Annotated in this window: 19 protein-coding genes; 13 read left to right on the top strand and 6 right to left on the bottom strand. The window is 43.4% G+C overall.

What is annotated here, in order from left to right:
- Window positions 1-121 precede the first annotated feature (121 nt).
- The 6 genes from iolG to treP all read left to right on the top strand — a co-directional run bounded on the left by iolG (window position 122) and on the right by treP (window position 6,326).
- Window positions 122-1,159, top strand: coding sequence for an inositol 2-dehydrogenase (iolG, locus tag E2L07_RS02220; RefSeq protein ID WP_134228726.1), 1,038 nt, complete (start codon window positions 122-124; stop codon window positions 1,157-1,159).
- A 17-nt stretch (window positions 1,160-1,176) separates the two neighbouring features.
- Complete coding sequence (locus tag E2L07_RS02215) at window positions 1,177-2,214, top strand: Gfo/Idh/MocA family oxidoreductase (protein ID WP_134228725.1); 1,038 nt, start codon at window positions 1,177-1,179, stop codon at window positions 2,212-2,214.
- Window positions 2,215-2,311: 97 nt separating this feature from the next.
- Window positions 2,312-3,319: a LacI family DNA-binding transcriptional regulator gene (locus tag E2L07_RS02210; RefSeq protein ID WP_134228724.1), complete on the top strand. Its 1,008-nt coding sequence runs from the start codon at window positions 2,312-2,314 to the stop codon at window positions 3,317-3,319.
- A gap of 126 nt (window positions 3,320-3,445) precedes the next feature.
- A complete protein-coding gene (locus E2L07_RS02205; protein ID WP_134228723.1) occupies window positions 3,446-4,258 on the top strand; it encodes an SPL family radical SAM protein in 813 nt (270 codons plus the stop codon).
- 12 nt (window positions 4,259-4,270) lie between these two features.
- Window positions 4,271-4,549: a hypothetical protein gene (locus E2L07_RS02200; protein ID WP_010898373.1), complete on the top strand. Its 279-nt coding sequence runs from the start codon at window positions 4,271-4,273 to the stop codon at window positions 4,547-4,549.
- Window positions 4,550-4,913: 364 nt separating this feature from the next.
- The gene (gene treP, locus E2L07_RS02195) at window positions 4,914-6,326 is read left to right on the top strand and encodes a PTS system trehalose-specific EIIBC component (protein ID WP_010898372.1); all 1,413 of its coding nucleotides are present in this window, start codon (window positions 4,914-4,916) and stop codon (window positions 6,324-6,326) included.
- 48 nt (window positions 6,327-6,374) lie between these two features.
- Here the strand turns inward: treP and E2L07_RS02190 are convergent, their stop codons facing one another.
- Window positions 6,375-7,343: a glycoside hydrolase domain-containing protein gene (locus E2L07_RS02190; RefSeq protein WP_134228722.1), complete on the bottom strand. Its 969-nt coding sequence runs from the start codon at window positions 7,341-7,343 to the stop codon at window positions 6,375-6,377.
- 139 nt (window positions 7,344-7,482) lie between these two features.
- Here E2L07_RS02190 and E2L07_RS02185 point away from each other — a divergent pair, with 139 nt between their 5' ends.
- Both E2L07_RS02185 and E2L07_RS02180 read left to right on the top strand, forming a co-directional pair.
- Window positions 7,483-8,919: a GAF domain-containing sensor histidine kinase gene (locus E2L07_RS02185; protein WP_134228721.1), complete on the top strand. Its 1,437-nt coding sequence runs from the start codon at window positions 7,483-7,485 to the stop codon at window positions 8,917-8,919.
- Window positions 8,916-9,569, top strand: coding sequence for a response regulator (locus E2L07_RS02180; RefSeq protein ID WP_134228720.1), 654 nt, complete (start codon window positions 8,916-8,918; stop codon window positions 9,567-9,569). The genes E2L07_RS02185 and E2L07_RS02180 overlap by 4 nt, the downstream gene beginning before the upstream one ends.
- A 25-nt stretch (window positions 9,570-9,594) precedes the next feature.
- On the opposite strand, the gene E2L07_RS02175 is transcribed toward E2L07_RS02180, so the two are convergent.
- From E2L07_RS02175 to E2L07_RS02160, 4 genes are all read right to left on the bottom strand, one after another.
- On the bottom strand, window positions 9,595-9,942 hold the full coding sequence (locus tag E2L07_RS02175) for a VOC family protein (protein ID WP_134228719.1): 348 nt from the start codon (window positions 9,940-9,942) through the stop codon (window positions 9,595-9,597).
- Complete coding sequence (locus tag E2L07_RS02170) at window positions 9,942-10,952, bottom strand: S-adenosylmethionine:tRNA ribosyltransferase-isomerase (protein WP_134228718.1); 1,011 nt, start codon at window positions 10,950-10,952, stop codon at window positions 9,942-9,944. Before E2L07_RS02170 ends, E2L07_RS02175 begins: the two co-directional genes overlap by 1 nt.
- The gene (locus tag E2L07_RS02165) at window positions 10,949-11,683 is read right to left on the bottom strand and encodes an SDR family NAD(P)-dependent oxidoreductase (RefSeq protein ID WP_134228717.1); all 735 of its coding nucleotides are present in this window, start codon (window positions 11,681-11,683) and stop codon (window positions 10,949-10,951) included. Before E2L07_RS02165 ends, E2L07_RS02170 begins: the two co-directional genes overlap by 4 nt.
- A 235-nt stretch (window positions 11,684-11,918) precedes the next feature.
- On the bottom strand, window positions 11,919-13,745 hold the full coding sequence (locus E2L07_RS02160) for a DNA ligase D (RefSeq protein WP_243854888.1): 1,827 nt from the start codon (window positions 13,743-13,745) through the stop codon (window positions 11,919-11,921).
- A gap of 256 nt (window positions 13,746-14,001) precedes the next feature.
- Here E2L07_RS02160 and merR point away from each other — a divergent pair, with 256 nt between their 5' ends.
- The 4 genes from merR (at window position 14,002) to ku (ending at window position 18,530) form a co-directional block, all read left to right on the top strand.
- Window positions 14,002-14,394 (top strand): Hg(II)-responsive transcriptional regulator, encoded by a 393-nt coding sequence (merR, locus tag E2L07_RS02155; RefSeq protein ID WP_001863748.1) that lies wholly within the window; start codon window positions 14,002-14,004, stop codon window positions 14,392-14,394.
- Window positions 14,395-14,422: 28 nt separating this feature from the next.
- Window positions 14,423-16,063, top strand: a complete 1,641-nt coding sequence (gene merA, locus E2L07_RS02150) for a mercury(II) reductase (RefSeq protein ID WP_029336139.1) — start codon at window positions 14,423-14,425, stop codon at window positions 16,061-16,063.
- 159 nt (window positions 16,064-16,222) lie between these two features.
- Window positions 16,223-17,545: an ISL3 family transposase gene (locus tag E2L07_RS02145; RefSeq protein WP_029336138.1), complete on the top strand. Its 1,323-nt coding sequence runs from the start codon at window positions 16,223-16,225 to the stop codon at window positions 17,543-17,545.
- 148 nt (window positions 17,546-17,693) lie between these two features.
- Complete coding sequence (gene ku / locus E2L07_RS02140; protein ID WP_134228775.1) at window positions 17,694-18,530, top strand: non-homologous end joining protein Ku; 837 nt, start codon at window positions 17,694-17,696, stop codon at window positions 18,528-18,530.
- Between the two features lie 26 nt (window positions 18,531-18,556).
- Here ku and E2L07_RS02135 read toward each other — a convergent pair whose 3' ends face one another.
- Window positions 18,557-19,189: a hypothetical protein gene (locus tag E2L07_RS02135; protein ID WP_041820608.1), complete on the bottom strand. Its 633-nt coding sequence runs from the start codon at window positions 19,187-19,189 to the stop codon at window positions 18,557-18,559.
- A 306-nt stretch (window positions 19,190-19,495) separates the two neighbouring features.
- On the opposite strand from E2L07_RS02135, the gene E2L07_RS02130 reads away from it, so the two are divergent.
- A complete protein-coding gene (locus E2L07_RS02130) occupies window positions 19,496-22,333 on the top strand; it encodes a 2-oxoglutarate dehydrogenase E1 component (protein ID WP_010898362.1) in 2,838 nt (945 codons plus the stop codon).
- Window positions 22,334-22,345: the final 12 nt, after the last annotated feature.

Genomic DNA, 22,345 nt, shown 5'->3' with positions numbered 1-22,345 from the left:
CTCTTGCATTCATGGGAGGGGTCGTCTTGTTCTGGAAGAAAACAGACCGTATCCGTGGTGGAAGAGTCCCATTAAATCACATTCAATCAAAAATCAGGTTAACGAAAAGAGGGGAACAAACATGAAAACAGTAAACATTGGATTAATTGGCGCAGGGCGAATTGGACAGCTTCATGCAAGGAATATTATCTCGTCACCTTACATGGAGTTGAAAGCGGTATCAGATGTACAGTTGGATCATTTAAAAGGGACGGAGATTGAGCGTTCTGTCGAGATAATGACGACGAACCCTGACGAGCTTTTTTCCAATCGGGACATTGATGCGATTTTTATTTGCTCGTCAACAGATACCCATGCCGCTTTCATCAAGGCCGCTGCTTTAGCGGGCAAACATATTTTTTGCGAGAAGCCAATCAGTTTTCATGTAACGGAAACGAAGGGTGCCTTAAATATCGTGAACGAGGCAGGAGTGAAGTTTCAAGTAGGGTTTAACCGTCGCTATGACAAACACTTTCGCCGTGTGCAAGAGTGCGTGCAAGCAGGAGCGATCGGTGCGCCGCACATTATACGTGTTAGCTCTCGTGATCCAGAAGCTCCGCCCCTTTCTTATGTGGAACGATCAGGTGGAATGTTTATGGATATGACGATCCATGATTTTGATATGGTTCGTTACTTATCAGGGAGCGAGGTGACAGAAGTATCCGTCAAAGCGGCTAATCTTGTGGACTCTCGGATCGGAGAAGTCGGGGATGTGGACACAGCGATCATTACGCTAATGTTAGAAAATGGTGCGATTGCGGTCATCGATAATAGTCGACAAGCGGCCTATGGCTACGATCAACGCGTCGAAGTGTTCGGTTCCCTCGGCTCTGTATCTGCGGATAATGAGCGTAAAACAAATGTACAAATTAGCACAAAAGATACAGTGACACTCGATTTGCCAAAGCACTTCTTCCTTGATCGTTACGAGCAAGCGTATAAAGACGAGGTAGCTGAGTTTGCAACAGCGATTTTAGAGGATCAGCCGTTGCGCTGCACAGGAGAAGATGGATACAAAGCAGAATTGCTCGCCTTGGCGGCAAAGCAGTCTTGGTTAGAAAATCGTCCAGTTGCTGTGAAGGATGTAGAAGTATTGGAGGAACACGCTAAATCGGAGTGAGAAAGGGGCTAGGAGAGTTGAAAAGTGTCAAGGTAGGCTTGGTCGGACTCGGACGGCTCGGGCAGCAGCATGGGGACAATCTAGCATTTCGCATTCCTCGTTGCGAGCTCACTGCTGTATGTAGCGTCGTTGAAGCCGAGGTAAAACAAGCAAGGGAACGGTGGGGCGTGCCTTACGGTTATACGAGCTACGAGGAGATGCTAGCAAACGAAGAATTAGATGCCATTTTCATTGCCTCACCGTCAGGTTTTCACTGTGAACAAATCAAGAAAGGGCTCGAAAAAGGCTTCCACGTTTTTTGCGAAAAACCTTTAGGCCTTCATTTGGCTGAAGTTAGGGAAGTGGAGAACGCGGTCAATCGCCACGAAGACCAAGTGTTTATGCTTGGCTTCATGCGCCGTTATGATCCATCGTATCAAGCAGCAAAAGAAAAAATCAACCGTGGAGAGATAGGAGAGCCAGTGATGATCAGATGCTACGGACTTGATCCGGCAAGCCAAATTGACGGTTTTCTTGCTTTCGCAAAAGCGAATGACAGCGGTGGTTTGTTTTTAGATATGTCGATCCACGATTTTGACCTAGCTCGCTGGTATTTAGGGGCTGAGGCGTCTGAAGCGTGGGCGATCGGTGGAAGTTATTCAAGGCCTGAATTTGCTGAGCTTGGCGATGCTGAAACTGGGGCAGCAATGGTTCGCTTTGACAATCAGGCGATCGGTTTGTTTGTAGCTGGTCGAAACTGTGCCCATGGGTACCATATTGAAACCGAAATCATCGGAACGAAAGGGACGATTCGAATTGGTTCCATTCCCGAGCGGAATCAAGCGATCGTGATGAATGAGCACGGGGTGATTCATGAATGTGTTCAAGGTTTTATTGAGCGTTTCGAGCAAGCATACCGAGCGGAAGCCGAGGAGTTCATTCGCTGTATTCTTGAAGGACGGAAGCCGGATGTGACCGTAAAGGATGGTGTGGAGTCTACGAAGCTTGGTTACGCATGCAAACAATCGTTTACAACAAAAACATTAATCAATGTTCAAGAAGTCATCCTAGCTTAATAGGAAGTGTCGATGAAAGAAGTGTTCTCCGTGCAAAAGTGGTGTGCCTCTATGGTAGAATGGGAATAAGCAACAGAGTCAGAAAAGAGGCAATATAATGAAACCAACGATATATGACGTAGCGAAAGAAGCCGGGGTATCGATCGCAACTGTCTCTAAAGTGATCAATCATACGGGGAATATGCGGCCAGCAACGCGGTTGAAAGTTAAACAAGCGATGGAGCGTCTGAACTATCGACCAAACTTGATGGCCACTGCCTTGACTGGGAAAGCGACAAAAACGATCGGCTTGCTCGTTCCGGATATTTCTAACCCGTTCTTCTCAGAAATGGCACGAACGATTGAAGATCGCGCCCATGAAGCAGGCCTAAGTGTGATTATTTGCAGCACGGACGAAAATGAACAAAAAGAAAAAAAATATCTTGAACTGTTGCAGCAAAAACGGGTGGACGGCTTTATTATCGCGTCGAGCTTTCATGATCGGGAAGGATTAAAACGACTAAAGGAACAGGGAACGCCGATCGTCATGTTAACCCAGGATGATGGTGGACTTGGGGTCCCCTCTATCTCAGTTGATGATTATAAGGGTGGGTTTGAAGCGACATCGTATCTTATCACTTCTGGGCATGAGCGGATTGCGATCATTGCTGAACACGTGAGTAGCAGTCGGTTGCGGATTTATGGATACAAGGAAGCACATGCTTCCCACGGCATCCCGTTTGTTGAAGAGCAAATTTACAAAACGACCGCCTCTACAGAAAACGGGAAATTCTGTCTTTTGACAATGCATGAAAAAGGTCTGCTCCCTTCCGCGATATTTGCTTGTAACGATTTGATCGCGATCGGTGTTATTCATGGTGCAAAAGAGTTAGGCATTCGGATTCCTGAAGATCTATCTGTCATTGGCTTCGATAATACCATTCTCGCAACAACGACGGTGCCTGCATTGACGACAGTCGCTCAGCCCGTGGCCGATATGGGGAGAAAGGTTGTCGATCTTCTGCTTGAAGCGATTGAAACAAAAGCGCTAACAAATGAGAAAGTGCTCTATACCCCAGAGCTGATCATACGCGGAACGACGAAAAATGAAACGATTGCAACATAACCCGACATGCCGGGTTCTTTTTTTGCTCGTGAAAGCAAACAGGACCTTAATCTGTTCTTTACTGCCTTTGCCTTCACACGATATGATAGGAAAAGATCCTGACATGGGGGATAGAGGAGGAATTCGATGGATCGATCCTACCGAACACCTAAAGCGTGGTTAACGAAAACATCTGGCTTTTTACAAGGCTATGATTATTCGTTAAATCCGTACGTTGGTTGTACGTTCGCGTGCTCCTATTGTTACGTAAGAAAAATGCCGGTCGCTCTTTTCCATAAAGGTGAGTGGGGGGACTGGGTTGATATAAAACAAGGGGTAAAAGAAACCTTTTCGAATGAGCTAGTACGAGCAAAGAAAAGAGGGCGAGTCCATCTCTTCATGTCTTCTAGCACAGATCCATATCAGCCAGTTGAAGTGGAGGAAAAGGTAACCCGTTCGTTGTTAGAAGTAATGGCAGACAATCCGCCGGACTTTTTGTTTGTTCAAACACGTAGTCCGCTTGTAACAAGAGATGTAGACATTCTGCAGCAGCTTGGTAAGCGCGTTCGCGTGAGCCTGACCATTGAAACTGATTTAGAGTCGGTTCGGAAAGCATTTGCGCCGAAAGCACCACCAATCCAAGGGAGAAAGCGAGCGCTCCATGCTCTATATCAAGCGGGGATACCGACTCAGTTAACAGTCGCGCCAATCCTTCCATCAAGTGATCGTTTTGCTGAATCCTACGTTTCGATTGCTGACCAAGTGTGTATCGATACGTTTGAGCTTGGTGACGGGGCTAATGGGAAGCGTTCGCGAGCTCTCAGGATGCCGGAGAGACTGACTGAGCTCGGTTATGAAACTTGGTATGAAGAAGCGGCGCTTGAAAAAGTTCATCGGCAGTTCTGTGCCCATTTTGACGAAAGTCGTGTTAAACTGAGCCAGGAAGGATTTTTGCCATAAAGGAGTTTAACAATGATTGATTTAAATTTTGAACGCTATACAGAAGCAACTTTAACAAACTTTGCGATTGTCCGCACGTACGAGATTCAGCACTGGACGCACGTAGTTGTTTCTTTTCAATGTGATGCGATGCCGGAAGACATCATCGATCCAGAAGCCCTTCTCATCCTTAGTGAAAGTGGCGACGTACTTCAAGTTGTTTTATACGAAGAGGGCTGTGATTCTCCTAACTATCAGTTTACCGAATTAGAAAAGGAGCAACTGATTCGCTGGTTCCGAGCGAGTAGCTGAAGTAATAAGATTTATCAAGTGATGGATAAGGTTGACCGGTTTAACACTGGTTAACCTTTTTTGTTTATAAACAACTTAAATTTCGGTAAAGCTTTATCGTTAAAAATTTCCGCGATTCTGAAACGGTAGAGATTCATCTCTATCATCCGTGTATGCCTTTTTTGTTTAACGTAACAGAAATCATTCGTACAAAGGGAAGGTCTCGATTATAGAATGAGAGAAGAAGTAGAAAATAACAGGAAGCAGACATAAAAGGATTGACTAACTTGTATATACAAGATAAAATACAAGTAGCAGTTGAACTTGTATATACAAATTTTAATAAGAAAACGCAACATGAAAACGATAACAGGAGGAGAACACCATGGCTCAATATAAAAAAGAAGTGAACGCAATTGTCGAAGCCATTGGCGGTGCGGACAATATTCAGACAGCTACTCATTGTGTTACAAGGCTTCGTTTTGTCCTTCGCGATGAGGGGAAAGTTGATCAAGAAAAACTTGAAAGCCTTGACATTGTAAAGGGATCATTCTCCACGAACGGTCAGTTTCAAGTGATCATCGGTCAAGGGACCGTGGATAAAGTGTATAAGGAACTCGTGGCTGAAACTGGCATCGGCGAAGCAACGAAAGAAGATGTTAAAGATGCGGCAGCGAAAAATACGAATGTTTTTCAACGTGCTGTGAAAACGCTTGCTGATATTTTTATCCCGATATTACCGGCCATTGTAACTGCTGGTTTACTTATGGGGATAAACAATATTTTAACGGCGGAAGGGATTTTTTATGACGGTGCCTCTGTCATTGACATTCATCCCCAATGGGCAGATTTTGCTGGCATTATTAATTTAATCGCGAACACCGCCTTCGTCTTCTTGCCTGGTCTGATCGGTTGGTCTGCCGTCAAACGGTTTGGCGGGAGTGAATTGCTAGGGATTGTCCTCGGGCTCATGCTCGTCCACCCTGATCTTTTAAACGCATGGGGGTACGGGCAAGCACAGTTAGAAGGGGAGATTCCCACATGGAATTTGTTTGGCTTAACGATTGAACAAGTTGGTTATCAAGGCCAAGTGTTGCCGATTTTATTCTCGGCTTGGATCTTAGCAAAAATTGAAATCTTCTTGCGTAAACGTGTACCTGATTCCATTCAATTGCTTGTTGTTGCACCTGTTGCCTTACTTATTACAGGATTTATTGCTTTTGCTGCGATTGGGCCAATCACCTTTACGATTGGGAATGGGATTACAAACGTATTCACATCGATCTTTGCAGCTGTTCCCCTCGTCGGCGGCTTCTTATATGGACTCATTTATGCTCCCCTCGTAGTCACTGGGATGCATCATACGTTCCTTGCGGTTGACTTACAGTTAATCGGTACGATCGGTGGAACCTTCCTCTGGCCGATTTTAGTTCTTTCAAATATTGCACAAGGGTCCGCAGCTCTCGCCATGATGTTTGCAACCCGTGACGAGAAGCTCAAGGGACTGTCCCTCTCATCCGCGGTATCCGCCTATTTAGGCATTACGGAGCCGGCCATGTTTGGAGTGAACATTCGCTATAAGTTCCCATTTGTTTGCGCGATTATTAGTGCTGCCATTGGGGGTGCGTTCATTACGGTTAATGGCGTTTTAGCGAACTCAATTGGTGTAGGAGGGCTTCCTGGAATTTTCTCAATTCAGGCAGGCTTCTGGGGAGTGTTCTTTATCGGCATGGTGATCGCCTTCATTTTACCGCTTGTCTTAACGTATCTATATGCTCGAATTCGCAAAGCTGCATAGGCAGAGCAAACCCCATGAAATCATACGTTTCATGGGGTTTTAACCGTGTTATTCAGCGCTTCCCCACGTATAATTTAGCATTTCTCCAACAAATAGGTTCGTATCAATGTTGCACGTATCCGCTTCAAGCCCGTATTGCCAACCGAGAGGGCGGCTGCCATCTGGAGCGTTCACGTCGAAGGAATCAGGAGCATTTTCTTCTGACGTAATACCGACTTGTGGTTGATTCGACCATAAAATTAATTCTTCGAATATCGTCTCGTTTTCTTCTCTTGCTTCTTCGAGTGCAATCGTAACATTGCTATCGTCGTCAAACAATCCGTATAAAGCAGGCGGGTAGTTCGCTTCCGTTAACGTATCGTACCAACCAGCTAAAAAGGCACCATCAACAGGGTATTCAGGCTCAACGTTTGCAAAAATAGCAACCCCTTCAGGTATGCCTAGCTCCTCAGCAAACGCTAGCGCTCCTTCCGCTTCGTTTACTCCTGTTTCATATCCAGTCGCATCGATAAATTGGTTGTAAATAATGAGAATCGAAATGTCATGATCATGTAACAGCTCAATTTCTTCTGGAGTCAGTCCGTATGATACATCTTCTTTATCGCCTAAATAGCGCCCCCAAATGGTAGGGGAGCCAAAGTTTGTCGTGACACAATCAAGAAATGAGGAATCAGTTACATTCACCGAATCAACACCCCATACGATTTCGGGCAAGTCGTCACCATCTCGTTGCCCTTCCTTCTCCTCGCCATTTTCATTTTCTCCACTAGGCTCCTCTTCCTGCACTCCGTCTTCTTCACCGTTGCCATTCTCCTTTTGGTCGTCGTTTTCTTCATTGGTAATTTCCACCTGTTTTTCCGTATGGTAAATAAACACGTTTTTCGAACAACTAGGTTTTTCGTTATGAATAAGTTGTCCCGTTTCATAATCATCTCGGACGACAAAAAGGACAAAGCTAGAAATGGCTAATAAAAACGCTGTTAATAGGACAATGCCTTGTAAACAGAATCGTTTCATAAACGCCTTCCTCCAATTCAAAGCTACTGTATGGTATGGGGAACATAGGAAAAAGGTGAAGACGTTTATGGGCCAGAAAGTTTACAACTGGGGGAGTGTCCTTTTACAATGAATGTAAAAGCTGAAATGGAGACAGAGGATGAGATCGATTCACATCTTAAAAGAACTTTCGAAAACCTTACACGAAGGTGAAAATCTCCAAAGAATGTTCCAGCGTGTGCTTGAGAAAACGTTAGAATTAACGAGGCTTGACACTGGCTGGATCTTTATGGTGGAAGGAGAGAAGCAACATTTAGTGGCCCATTCAAACTTACCGGAAGGACTCGTTCACGATCAGTTTCGGCCCATGTGCGAAGGAAGCTGTTGGTGTGTCGATCGTTTACACCATGGCAAGCTACAAGGGGCGGTCAATATTTTAGAGTGTCGTCGTCTTGAACGGGCTAAGCTCAACAACTGGGGATCGACCGCGCAAATTACTCACCATGCGACGATCCCGATTCGTGCTGGGGATCGAACATACGGTTTGATGAACGTAGCGGCCTCTGAAAAATTTCATTTTCAAGAAGAAGAATTAGAGATTCTTGAAGTGATTGCTTATCAAATGGGAGCGGCAGTTCATCGGATTCAATTGTTAGAAGAAGAAAAGCTCCGGGCGAATCTGTTTGAAAATTTTAATCAATGGGTTACCTACGTAAATAAAAGTAGAAGAAAGGGAATTGAAAGGGAGACCTCCCAATCCCTTCTCGATTACTTCTCGTGGTCTGGACTATCACTTACGCTAACAAATGGGGCTACGATCTTTTATGGGAAAAGCGATGAAAAAGCACGAACCACTAATGAGCAGATGGGTGATACAAAGATTTGTCTAACGGTATACGCGCCATCATTTTCAAAGATAGAAGCAAAATTGATTGAGCGAATTGCGAATCATCTTGCATTATTCATCGAAAGAGAGCGATTACAAGAGGTGGCAACGGACGTATTAATCTCCCAAGAGCGGCAACGGCTCGCCCAAGATTTACATGATTCGGTTAACCAACTCCTTTTTTCGATCGGGCTAACAGCTAAAGGAGGGGAGCAACGGACGAAGGACGATACTTTAAAAAAACCGCTTGCGATGATTCAACAGCTTTCTTCCGAAGCAATGGTGGAGATGCGTCATCTCATTTGGCAATTGCGACCACTCGGGCTTGAAAAAGGGTTGATTTTCGCAATTGAAACGTATGCAGGTCAAATTCAACTGCCGGTTTCTTTCTCAAGCTGTGAAGTAATCCGGTGGTCAAAGGCAAAAGAGGCTGCGCTATTTCCGATTGTTCAAGAGGCGTTAAACAACTGTAAAAAGCATGCCAATCCTTCGAACGTTGTCGTACACATGTACAAGAATCGAGGGACGGGGATTATTTCAATTCAGGATGATGGCTGTGGAATAAAGGAAACCAATGCAGAAGGATTCGGAATGAAACATATGAAAGAGAGGGCGAAGCAAATAGGGGGAATGATACATGTTCGCTCTCAACCGGGTGAGGGAACGGTTATTTCCATTCATGTCCCGTTTGATGAGGAGGAGCAAGGATGAGTATTCGGATTGCAGTAGTGGATGATCATCATGTCGTTCGCAAAGGGTTGATCTACTTTTTAGAAACCTATCACGATTTTACCATTGTAGGGGAAGCTGAAGATGGTGAGGCAGCCCTTACCTTAGTTGAAAAAGTCCAACCTGACATTGTATTAATGGACGTCATCATGCCAGGAATAAATGGGATAGAAGCGACGAAGAAAATTAAACAAAAATGGCCAACTGTACATGTTGTCGTTTTATCAAGTAGTGCAGAAAGAGAGTCGGTGATTCCTGCACTGCAAGCAGGGGCAAATGGTTATCAATTGAAGGAAGTAGACCCGGAAATGCTTGCAGAAACGATTCGTGCCGTTTGCTCAGGAGAGAGCCGTTTACACCCGAAAGTGACCAAGCATGTGCTGACGAGGATGAACGGGGACGAGTCTGAGGAAGAGAAGCGGTTAAGAGACTTAACGAATCGAGAAAAAGACGTATTACGAGAATTGGCCAAAGGGCAAAGTAACAAAGAAATTGCGAGCGAGTTGCACATTTCTGAAAAGACGGTGAAAACCCATGTATTAAATATTTTTTGGAAGTTGGATGTTCATGATCGGACGCAGGCAGCCCTTTTTGCGATAAAGTATGGAATCTCTGAGTATGATCGGTTTTAACCTGATTCAAAGGTGAGACAGAGTGTCACCTTTGAATCAGTCCAATGATTTCATTGTTAGGGCCTTTGTAGAAAACCGTTTTAAACAGGTCGAAGGCGAAGGGACCCTCAACTGGTAAAAGGCCGAGCTTCTGAAGCCGAATCATTTCCTTTTTCAATGAAGGGACTCGCCAGCATATATGAAGCTGTTGAGAAGGGGGAGAGGCTTGCTGATTTTCAATTAATTCGAGTCGGATGACTCCTCGGCGGATGAAGAGGATGTTCTCCTCTTGAAATGTAATCGCTTGTTCTTCTTCGAACTTGAAGAACGTTTCATAAAACTTCAGTGTCTCATCAAGGCGACTTGTTTCCATTCCGACATGATCCCAGTTCATCACATATCTCCTAGCGGGAGAATGAAGTTCACGTCCACAAATTCATGCCATTGATAGCCTTGCCTGATCGCCTGTTCGTACACGCGAAATAGCTCTTGTTCTTGGACGAAGGCTGCTAGCATATGAAGGTGGCTAGCCTGAGGCTCATGAAATCCTGTCAATAGGCCAGTTGCTAACTGCAGTTCATAGCCAGCATCAATGGATAGCGTCGTTGTTCCTTGTGAACGATTTGTTTGGGCGTATGTTTCTAATGCTCGGACGACCGTTGTTCCGACGGCAATTATACGTTTTCCTTTCTTTAGCTCCTCGATTGTTTCCTTCGGGATATGGTAATGTTCAGGATGGTGTGCAGGATCTGGCCACACGTCGTTTTCATAATAACTTAACCCAGTATGAAGCTCTAAAAAGGCGATGCGGACACCTTTTTGTTTTAAGCGCGCTAGCAGCTGCCACGTAAACGGTCTTCCCGCAGAGCACATTTCCACAGAACCAGGAGCGGAGCTGTAGACGGTTTGATAGTCTTGGATCGAAAGGGAGCTCTTAATATACTCGTAGCCGATCGGCTCTCCATAACGATAAACATATTCAAGTAGTTGAGCGCCTCTTTTACTAAACGCCACCCTCCATAATGGGGTATGTTCATCTTTCTCTATAAGTGTGGCCGAAAGACTTGAAGATAAAAAGATCCTATCACCGGCGTGTAGCTCACTAGAACTAAGAATTAATCCATCCCATAGGCCGTCCCTCCGTTCATGGGACAGCCGGAGCTCAATGGTTTCCCCGTGTAGCGACCCGATTAATCGGGAAGGGATCGAACGGCTTCGATTTAAGACGAGGATATCCCCCTGTTGTAAATAGTTCGCAATTGCCGTAAAAGGCTCATGGAATGTTCGGTGAGAGTCTCGATCGAGAACGAGCATTCTCACATCACTTCGCTGTTTCCCTTGCCGTTCAATCGGTTCACTTGCGTTTAGATGATCAGGGATGGAGAACGTCGGTGCGTGATTCATAAGCTTACCCCTCCTTTTGTCATCAATGCCTGCGCCTCAAAACGTTTGCCGTGAACTTCCTCTCGCTTTCGGCTAGCAATCGCGAAAAATACATTTGCTACATCTTCTGGTTTTGCAAGAGGGTAATCGCAATCAGGAACAGCGATGGCGTGCATGTCTGTATCCATTTCACCAGGGTCGATCCAGCTAAGAGCAATATCCGTCTCCGTTAGCTCATTAGCCCATGTCTCAGCTAAGCCTTCCAGCGCAAATTTGCTAATCCCGTAAGCCCCCCATTCGGCAAAGCCTGTTTTTCCTGCCTCTGATGTGACATGTAAAATGGTTCCTTTCTTTCGTTGAAGCATGCCTGGTAGCACACGTTTCGTAATCATAAACGAATGGAGGACATTCGTCAGCAAAACGTCTTGGAATGAAGAGAGATCATAATCGAGAAGCCATGCCGGCCCAGGGCCGAAAATGGAGGCATTGACAATGAGTACGTCAATGTGTCCGAACGTTGATTCCGTTAAAGAGACGAATCGATCCATATCCTTTTCTACTGCACCATCTGCTTGGATGGCGAGAACCGATTCAGCTCCGGATTCTAACGCCTCTTGTTTAACAGCTTCTAGCGCCTGCTCATTTCTTGCACACAAGGCTAAGGACCAATGGTTTCTCGCAAATGTGAGCGCTAATGCTTTTCCTAGCCCTTTTGATGCTCCAGTTATCATCACTACTTTTGTATCATTCATCGTTTATCCACCTTTCATTGTAAGGACTGTGAGCTGTGAACTCATCGTTACAATGCTAGTGTATTAAGTTTTTTTCTTTCGCTCATCGTCAGCAAGAACGAGGCTGCTTACGAAATTCGTCTTGGACATCATACAGCAAAAGATGTAGAACGAATGTTCCTGTTAAAATTAATAAACCATAATTTCATTATGTAAACTTAATAATCGCTCGCATGATGAAACATTTTGCGAGCGATTAACGTTTGAATTTTTTTAAAACGTCGGCAAAAGGCTGAGTTTTCTTTGCCTCGGCAAAGGTTGCAAAAGGCTGAATGCCGTTTCGGTACCGCTCTAGGACAGCTTTCATCGGAAATTGATCGGGAGATAAGGTGTTAGTCACTTCTTCCCAACGTAAAGGGGTCGCGATAAATCCTCCTTCATTGCCTCGGGGAGAAAAGGGGGCGACGATCGTTTTTCCTTCATCGTGCTGTAAGTAATCTAAATAGAGCCGCTGTCCTCGGTGTTTTTTTAATCGTTCGGTCGTGAAATCTTCAGGGAATTGGCTGCAAAGCAACTCGCAAACCGTTTTCGAAAATAATCGAGTATCGTCATAGGTGAACGTGTTGTCTGGGAGTGGCAAGTAGAGCTGTAACCCTTTTCCTCCCGATGTTTTCACAAATGATTGTAATTTAAGGGCATCGAACATGTTTTTCATTAGTTGAGCCGCCTTAACAGCAAGTGAAAACTGACTAATTGATGGTGGGTCTAAGTCAAAAACAATCTCACTCGGCTTTGTGTAAGGAACGGGGTGATAAGGGATATGAAATTCAAGTGCAAGCTGGTTTCCGAGCCAAACTAATGTTTGAATATCATTGCATACAATATAACGGATTTCGTCTAAACGAACCGTTTTAACAAACGACGGGGCATAATCGGGGCAGTTCTTTTGATAGAATGCCTCGCGCTCTGTGTTGCTTCGTACACCGTGAGGGTAACGGATGACGGTCAATGGTCGATCTTTTAAAAAAGGTAACATCGCAGGCGCAACCTCCTGCAAATAGTAAAGATAATCGATCTTTTGAATCATTTGTCTCGGCCAAAGCGGCTTATCTGGATGAGTTATCTCAACTTGTGGAGGCAGCGGGGCTAGCTGTCTTTGCAGCGATTTCCACGTGCATTGTGCAGGTTTGACATCGAGTCTGAATCGATGGAACATCGGTTCGCGCAAATGTTTCCCATCAAAATCGATGCAATCTACATCAAAGCAAACGGACGGTTCAAGGACATATCTTTTCCCTTTTTTCATTCCATTTTGTTTCATAAAAGCAATGAGTGTTTCTCGTTCGTGATCCTCAAAACCGTGGGTGACATTTCCAACCTCTAGGCTAGTTCCATCCCGATAGACAGCAAAATGAAAATAGCCGTTCACAGGATCATAGGCCGTTAAAAAAACGGTCACCTGTCGAAAATTCTTCTTTTTTAACCAGCGATTTGTGCGTTTTCCTTCTGTCCAATCGGAGAACCTATCCTTAGCGACGACTCCTTCCCCGTGATGGAGCTCTACGGCTTGCCAAAGGGCTTGACCATCGGTTTGTGCTGGGATCATTTGCAAGCACGCATTCGATTGGATCGTTGGTTCTAACGGAACATCGATCGCCTTTAGGAGGGCCTTAAGTTGTTTTTTTCGTTCATCATACGGTAAGTCTACAAGCGTTTTTCCTTTTAGTTCAAGGATGTCAAACGCCAATAAAGTAGCAGGTGTCTTAATGCTACTAGCTGCAATCGTTTCGTGCTTACGCATAAACGATCGCGTCTGAATCGGGGCAAAGTGGGCTCGGTACGGGCTAACAAGATGGACAAGCTCACCATCAATCGTTATAGGGAGCCAGGCTTCCACTTTATTGGAAATTCGTTGGCAAAAATCGTGTATTTCAGGAAACTGATCGGTCAAAAGTCGTTCATTTCTGCTCTCAAGGCGAATCGTCTCCTTTGTCCAAAAGAGGATCGTACGAAACCCATCGTACTTCACTTCATAGCGCCAGTTATCGCCTGTCGGTAAATCGGTCGTCGTCTGTAAAAGCATTGGTTTCACTAAATCGTCACCTCACACCTTTAGTTTTTTAGGGTCTTCGGAATATATAGTGGAATTACTTTCTTAATAGTTTAAAAACAACTGGTGTTTAAATCGGATTTTCTGGTGGGATGTTAGGATAATCAATAGTATTATATAAAAGTATCAATCACATACGAGTGATACTTTGGGAAAAAAATAAAATAGTCCAATTCACTTGACCGTGTACTATGGTACACGGTTTATAATATTCATGGGGTGAAATAAGATGATTTATCGCATTAGTGAGTTTGCAGATAAATGTGGAGTTAATAAAGAAACGATCAGATATTACGAGCGAAAAAATTTATTACAAGAACCTCACCGAACGGAAGCTGGTTATCGGATATATTCATATGATGACGTTAAGCGTGTTGGGTTTATTAAACGAATACAGGAACTTGGTTTTTCTTTAAGCGAGATTTATAAATTACTTGGTGTTGTAGATAAAGATGAAGTTCGTTGTCAAGATATGTTCGAATTTGTTTCTAAAAAACAAAAGGAAGTGCAAAAACAAATAGAGGATTTAAAACGAATTGAAACTATGTTAGACGACTTAAAACAACGATGTCCAGATGAAAAGCAATTACATTCGTGTCCAATAATAGAAACATTAACATGAGAGATTAATTAACGAAAGGAGCTTTTTTATGAATAAATTTAAGGTAAACATTTCAGGAATGACTTGTACGAGTTGTGAAAAACACGTAGAATCAGCACTTGAAAAGATAGGTGCTAAAAATATTGAGTCTAGTTATCGTCGTGGTGAAGCAGTATTTGAACTGCCCGATGATATTGAGGTTGAAAGTGCAATAAAGGCGATTGATGAAGCAAATTACCAAGCCGGAGAAATTGAAGAAGTATCATCACTAGAAAACGTGGCGTTAATTAATGAAGACAATTATGACCTTCTTATTATTGGTTCTGGTGCTGCTGCCTTTTCTTCGGCAATTAAAGCTATAGAATACGGTGCAAAAGTTGGAATGATTGAGCGTGGAACGGTTGGGGGAACCTGTGTGAATATTGGCTGTGTTCCGTCAAAAACTCTTCTTAGGGCAGGGGAAATCAATCATTTATCAAAAGACAATCCGTTTATAGGTTTACAAACATCCGCTGGAGAAGTGGATTTAGCTAGTTTAATCACGCAAAAGGATAAATTGGTGAGCGAACTTCGGAATCAAAAATATATGGATTTAATTGATGAATATAATTTTGATTTAATTAAAGGTGAAGCAAAATTCGTTGATGCTAGTACGGTTGAGGTCAATGGGGCAAAGTTATCTGCAAAACGCTTTTTAATTGCAACAGGTGCATCGCCTTCGTTGCCCCAAATTTCAGGACTTGAAAAAATGGACTATTTAACTAGTACAACACTTCTTGAGTTAAAGAAAATACCAAAACGATTAACTGTAATTGGTTCAGGATACATTGGAATGGAGCTTGGACAACTATTTCATCATTTAGGTTCAGAAATAACGCTTATGCAAAGAAGTGAGCGACTTTTAAAGGAGTATGATCCTGAGATTTCAGAGTCAGTTGAAAAAGCGTTAATTGAACAGGGTATAAACCTTGTCAAAGGGGCAACTTTTGAGCGTGTTGAACAAAGTGGAGAGATAAAAAGGGTTTACGTAACAGTAAATGGCAGTAGAGAAGTCATTGAATCAGATCAGTTACTTGTTGCCACTGGAAGAAAACCAAATACGGATTCTTTAAATTTAAGTGCAGCAGGTGTTGAAACTGGAAAAAATAATGAAATCCTGATCAATGATTTTGGTCAAACAAGTAATGAAAAGATTTATGCAGCAGGAGATGTGACTTTAGGACCACAATTTGTATATGTAGCAGCCTATGAAGGTGGAATTATTACTGATAATGCTATTGGTGGATTAAACAAAAAAATAGATTTATCGGTAGTTCCTGCTGTTACGTTTACGAATCCGACGGTTGCAACGGTTGGTTTAACAGAAGAACAAGCAAAAGAGAAAGGGTATGATGTGAAGACATCTGTATTACCTTTAGATGCTGTTCCAAGAGCAATTGTAAACCGTGAAACAACCGGTGTATTTAAACTAGTAGCAGATGCAGAAACACTAAAAGTATTAGGGGTTCATATTGTATCTGAGAATGCAGGAGATGTCATCTATGCAGCATCATTAGCTGTTAAATTTGGCTTAACGATAGAAGATTTAACAGAAACCCTAGCACCATATTTAACAATGGCTGAAGGGCTAAAATTAGCTGCACTTACGTTCGATAAAGATATTTCGAAATTATCTTGTTGTGCAGGCTAAGGGAACTTTTTTACAACTCCCTATTCAAGTGAACCAGCTAATGCTTTAAGGGATTTTCTAAGTGCATTTGTGGTCACAAAAATAATTTAACACTGATGATTTCGACATCAAATCTATAATTGATACCTTAACACCGCAGAGTAATAAAGGATGAATAATATGTCAGACTTATTATCCCTACCATACATTAAAACAATAGAACCGCCACAAGAAAATGAAACCGATATGATGTTTAAAGTTGAAGCAGTCGGACCACCTGAACGTTGTCCTGAATGTGGTTTTGACAAGTTGTACAAACACAGTTCAAGAAATCAACTAATTATGGATTTGCCCATTCGTTTAAAGCGAGTGGGCTTACAATTGAACCGTAGACGATACAAGTGTCGTGAATGCGGATCTACCTTCTGGGAACGCCTAATATCTGTAGATGAAAAGCGTAGTATGACCAAAAGGCTTTTAAAGTCCATTCAAGAGCAATCCATGTCTAAGACCTTTGTAGAAGTCGCAGAAAGCGTTGGTGTTGACGAGAAAACCATTAGGAACGTTTTTAAGGACTATGTGGCACTCAAAGAACGTGAATACCAGTTTGAAACTCCTAAGTGGCTTGGGATAGACGAGATACATATTATCCGTAGACCTCGGCTTGTATTGACTAATATTGAACGCAGGACTATTTATGACATCAAGCCTAACCGTAACAAGGAAACAGTCATCCAACGTCTTTCAGAAATCAGTGACAGGACTTACATTGAGTACGTCACAATGGATATGTGGAAGCCCTACAAAGACGCAGTGAACACTATCCTTCCACACGCTAAAGTTGTCGTAGATAAGTTTCATGTAGTTAGAATGGCTAATCAAGCCTTAGATAACGTCAGAAAGTCTTTGAAAGCCCATATGAGCCAAAAAGAAAGACGTACCCTTATGCGTGAAAGGTTTATCCTTCTAAAGCGTAAACACGATCTAAATGAACGTGAATCATTCCTCTTAGATACTTGGTTAGGTAATCTTCCTGCTTTAAAAGAAGCCTATGAACTCAAAGAAGAGTTTTACTGGATATGGGATACTCCTGATCCAGATGAAGGTCATCTTCGTTATAGTCAATGGAGACACCGTTGTATGTCCAGCAACTCTAAAGACGCATATAAAGACCTCGTGAGAGCCGTAGACAACTGGCATGTCGAAATATTCAACTACTTTGATAAAAGGCTCACTAATGCTTATACGGAGTCAATTAACAGCATTATTAGGCAGGTAGAGCGAATGGGTAGAGGTTACTCGTTTGATGCCTTACGAGCCAAAATCCTTTTCAATGAGAAGCTCCATAAAAAGCGTAAGCCACGATTTAATTCAAGTGCTTTCAATAAAGCTATGTTATACGATACTTTCAATTGGTATGAAGTGAATGATCACGACATTACAGACAACTTTGGTGTCGATTTTTCCACACTTATTAAGAATTTGGAGAAGGGTGATTTATAAGCCCTTTTCCACCATGAAATCCGAATACCCGTTTTTTATTTTTTAATGAGGCCGATACATGCTGTTTCAGAAAAACTTCCGTTACATAATCAATCCGGTTTCATCACACATTATGAAGGCTAGGGAAGAAGGAAAGAAGGTGATGACGATTCACACGATGTGGAAGGGAACGATCAGTTTTGGCCTTGTGAATATCCCCATCAAATTGCATGCTGCAACAGAAAATAAAGATGTTCGTTTAAGACAGCTTCACAAAGAATGTAAGACCCCGATTAATTATTTAAAGGTTTGCCCCAACTGTGATGCTGAAGTGGAGCCAAATGATATTGTGAAAGCTTATGAATACGCGAAAAATAAGTTCGTTGAGCTTGATGAGGAGGAGCTTGCCTCTTTAAAAAAAGAGCAGGAAGATAAGGCGGTAGAAATCATTGACTTTGTCAAACTACAGGAAATAGACCCGATCTACTTTGATAAGAGCTATTACATGTCTCCAGGAGATGGCGGGGGCAAAGCCTATACGTTATTACGAGAAGCCCTAGCGGAGTCGGAAAAAATCGGTGTTGCAAAAATCATCATTCGTGCCAAAGAGCATCTGGCTGTTATTCGTGTATACAAAAATACGCTTCTTATGGAAACGATCCATTTTCCCGATGAAGTGAGAGCCGTAGATCAAGTGCCGAATGTACCTGAGAAGGTAGACGTAACGAAAAAGGAAGTCGATACAGCCCTTTTGCTTATTGATCAACTGACGACAACGTTTGACCCTGATAAGTATGAGGATGACTACCGACAAGCACTGATGGAAATGATTGAAAACAAAAAGGCAGGAAAACAGACAGTAACAGCGAAGGAGAAAGAACCAGCAGCTTCTAATGTAACCGACTTGATGGAGGCGCTCCAAGCGTCGATCGATAAAACAAAAAAAGCAGGGGCAAAGAAAACGCCACGCAAGCGAACAAACGCCAAAACGAAGAAAAATGCGTAATATACGTAGTAAAAAAGGAGCCTAGATCAGCTCCTTTTTTCATGAAGGTCTGGCTCTGGGTAATATTGTTTTAAAAATCGAATCACTTCATCATGGTCTTTTTTTAAGGAGAGCCCGAGCTCTTGTAAAACTTGTTTACACGTTGTATGGAATTGCTTTGCTTCGTGCTGAATGGCATGAATCGCAGCTTGGATCTCGTGTAGTAATTCGTTGGATAAGGTCGCTTCAACAGAAGGACAGATGAAGGAGCGACAAACGGCATTTTTAAAGCTAGCATCCAGCATGCAGCCTTTGCCGTTACGTAAAAAAACACAGACAGAGTACCGTTCAATTAAATCGCTTTGCTCAATCGGCGAAAGACTGGAAAGGTCATCACGATCAGAGTATCCTTCATGAACGTGGGCATGTACTTTTACCTCTGTTTCCAGCACCTCAGCTGTCGGGAGTTCGAATAACCTTCGGACAAAGCGCTCATCTTTCTGAACCATTTTCCATAGCTCGAATAAGGAAAAGGTCGGGCTATAACTACAACAACCGGCATTCGGAAGATCTGGATGAGCTTTCTTGAAATAAGGTTCTGGACAGTTTGAGCAAAGAGGTGAGAGGATCTGGTTGTTTTGCTGGTCTACAGTAGCGGTCATCATCATCACCTTTCCCATTGAAACTAAGCACACCATACTATGAAAAGAAGAGGGATGCAAGGGAAGAAAATGAAAGGAAGTAAAAAAGACTTTATTTTCAGAATTTAAAGACTTAAATTAAGTTTGTCGTTTTGCCTTGATTCGGCAACGCGTTGCTACTTAAAAACCTTAATAGACCAATAGTTTCCCGCGTAATTATGCGAAAAATCGTAAATTCAGATTACCTTTGAGCAAATGTGACAAACATGTTAAAATACTTGATGAAAGCGTTATAAAACAAACCTTTGATAGTTTTTGACTGACTAGAAAGTAGGGGGTTTTTTCATGTCCAGCAAGGAGCACACGTCGGAAGAGCCTTGGCAAGGATTTTATGGTCCTAACCTTGGTGTAGCAGTAGAGCTTTATGAAGAGTACCAAAAGGATCCCAATGCGGTCGATGATGAATTGAGAGAAGCATTTGAAAAATGGGGACCACCGCCGGCAACAGCACCAGAGCGTACGCAATCAACGTTTACAGCAGCATCAATCACTGACCCAGACGTCATTAAGAAGTTCGTGGGTGCAGTGAAATTAGCTGATCATATTCGTGCGTTCGGTCATTTAGCAGCGGATATTCAACCAATTCTCAAAGAGCAGCGCAGGGAAGATATGTTCGATTTGGATCGTTTTGGCTTAACAGAAAGTGACATTCGCTCCGTACCTGTGGACTTACTCTGTCCATATGCACCTGCCCATGTTAAGAATGGGTTAGATGCGATCAATCATTTAAAAGAAGTTTATACAAAGACGATTGCTTTTGAATTTGTACACGTTACCGATGAAGAAGAGCGCAAATGGTTGAATCGTATGATTGAATCTGGGCTCTACTTACCAAACTTATCGACTGAACAACGAAAATCCTTACTTAAGCGCTTAACTGATGTAGAAGGATTCGAAAAGTTTTTGCATCGGACATTCGTTGGACAAAAACGGTTTTCGATCGAGGGTTTAGATACCTTAGTGCCAATGCTAGATGAAGTTGTTCGAGAAGCTGTTCATGAAGGAACGACAAACGTGATGATTGGCATGGCCCATCGCGGCCGTTTGAATGTCCTTGCACACGTATTAAACAAACCATATGAAATGATTTTCGCTGAGTTTTTACACTCGCTAAATAAAGATTTATTCCCATCGGAAGGCTCGATTGGAATTAACTATGGCTGGACGGGAGATGTGAAATATCACCTTGGAGCTGACAGGCAAATTCGCGATGAAAATACTGCCGAAGCAAGGTTAACGCTTGCGAACAACCCAAGTCACTTAGAGTTCGTAAGCCCAATCGTTGAAGGGTACGCCCGAGCGGCCCAAGAGGATCGGACATCACCTGGTGCTCCTGAGCAGGATATCATGAAAGCCTACTCGATTTTAATTCATGGAGATGCCGCGTTCCCTGGTCAAGGTGTTGTAACAGAAACATTGAACCTTAGCCGCTTAACCGGTTATCAAACAGGTGGATCGTTGCATATCATTGCGAACAACAACATCGGGTTTACGACAGAAACATTCGATTCACGTTCAACACTATATTCGAGTGATCCTGCCAAGGGGTTTGAGATTCCGATTGTACACGTTAATGCCGATGACCCGGAAGCCTGTTTGGCAGCTGTCCATCTTGCTTTCCAATACCGGAAACGCTTCAAGAAGGATTTCTTGATTGATTTAATTGGATATCGCCGCTTCGGACACAATGAAATGGATGAGCCGGCTGTGACACAGCCTGGGGTATATCAAATCATTCGCAAGCATCCGACTGTTCGCGAGCTTTATAGCAAGCAGCTAGTTAAAAAAGGTTTGATCGACGAGCAAACAGTCAAGCAGCTTGATGATGAGGTGCAAGACAAACTGCAAAGCGTATACGAGGAGACGTTAAGAAATCGCACAGATGAACATCTACCAGATACGCCTCCAGTCGAAGTGGTGAATGGCCTTCCGAAACTCGATACAGGAGTTCAGAGTGAAACGTTAAAGGCGATCAATAATGAATTGCTCGAATGGCCAGAGAGCTTCTCGGTGAATCCAAAGCTAGAGAAAATTTTAAAGCGGCGCCTGAACGTTTTTGATGGTGATGGAAAGGTCGACTGGGCATTAGCTGAGACTCTCGCTTTTGCGACGATTTTACATGACGGCACGCCAATTCGTTTGACGGGTCAAGACTCTGAACGTGGAACATTCGCCCACCGTCACCTTGTATTGCATGATTCTCGCACAAACGATGTGCACTCGCCTTTACAATCATTCCGTCATGCGAATGCCTCGTTTGCGGTCCACAATAGCCCGTTAAGTGAAATGGCGATTGTCGGCTTTGAATATGGCTATAACGTATTTGCTCCGGAGACGCTCGTACTCTGGGAAGCTCAATTCGGCGACTTTGCGAACGGAGCCCAAGTTATGTTTGACCAATGGGTGTCTGCCGGCCGAGCAAAATGGGGACAAAAATCAGGTCTAGTCTGCTTGCTTCCACATGGCTACGAAGGGCAAGGACCTGAGCATTCAAGTGCAAGGCTCGAGCGGTTCCTCGTCTTAGCAGCAGAGAATAACTGGACGATTGCAAACTGTACGTCAGCAGCGCAATACTTCCACATTCTTCGCCGCCAAGCAGCGATATTAAATACAGATTCTGTGCGCCCACTCATAATGATGACGCCAAAAAGCTTGTTGCGAAACCAAAAGGTTGCCTCTTCCGTGGAAGAGCTGACGACAGGAAGATTTAAAACCGTTTTGGAGCAACCAAATTTAGGGGAAAGCCATGAGAAGGTAGAACGGATTGTTCTTTGTAGTGGAAAGATTGCCATTGATTTGCAAGATCGGATTGAAAAAGAGGCGGATAAAGATTGGGATTGGGTGCACATCGTTCGCGTTGAACAGTTATATCCATTCCCGAAAGAGCCGCTACAAGAAATCTTTGCCCGCTATCCGAACGTAAAGGAAATCGTTTGGTCGCAAGAAGAACCACGAAATATGGGAGCTTGGCCGTTTGTTCAGTCGAAAATTCGCCGTGCTGCTCCTAACGGAATCAATGTTCGCTACGAAGGCCGCACGTATCGCTCAAGTCCAGCGGAAGGCGACCCTATCATTCATAAACAAGAACAAGAACGCATCGTAACAGAAACTTTGACTCGATAACGCAAAGGGAGG

The organism is Halalkalibacterium halodurans, assembly GCF_004376175.1.
Classification (GTDB): domain Bacteria; phylum Bacillota; class Bacilli; order Bacillales; family Bacillaceae_D; genus Halalkalibacterium; species Halalkalibacterium halodurans.
Note: the sequence above shows the minus strand (reverse complement) of the source record. Positions and strands in the feature narration are given on the sequence as shown.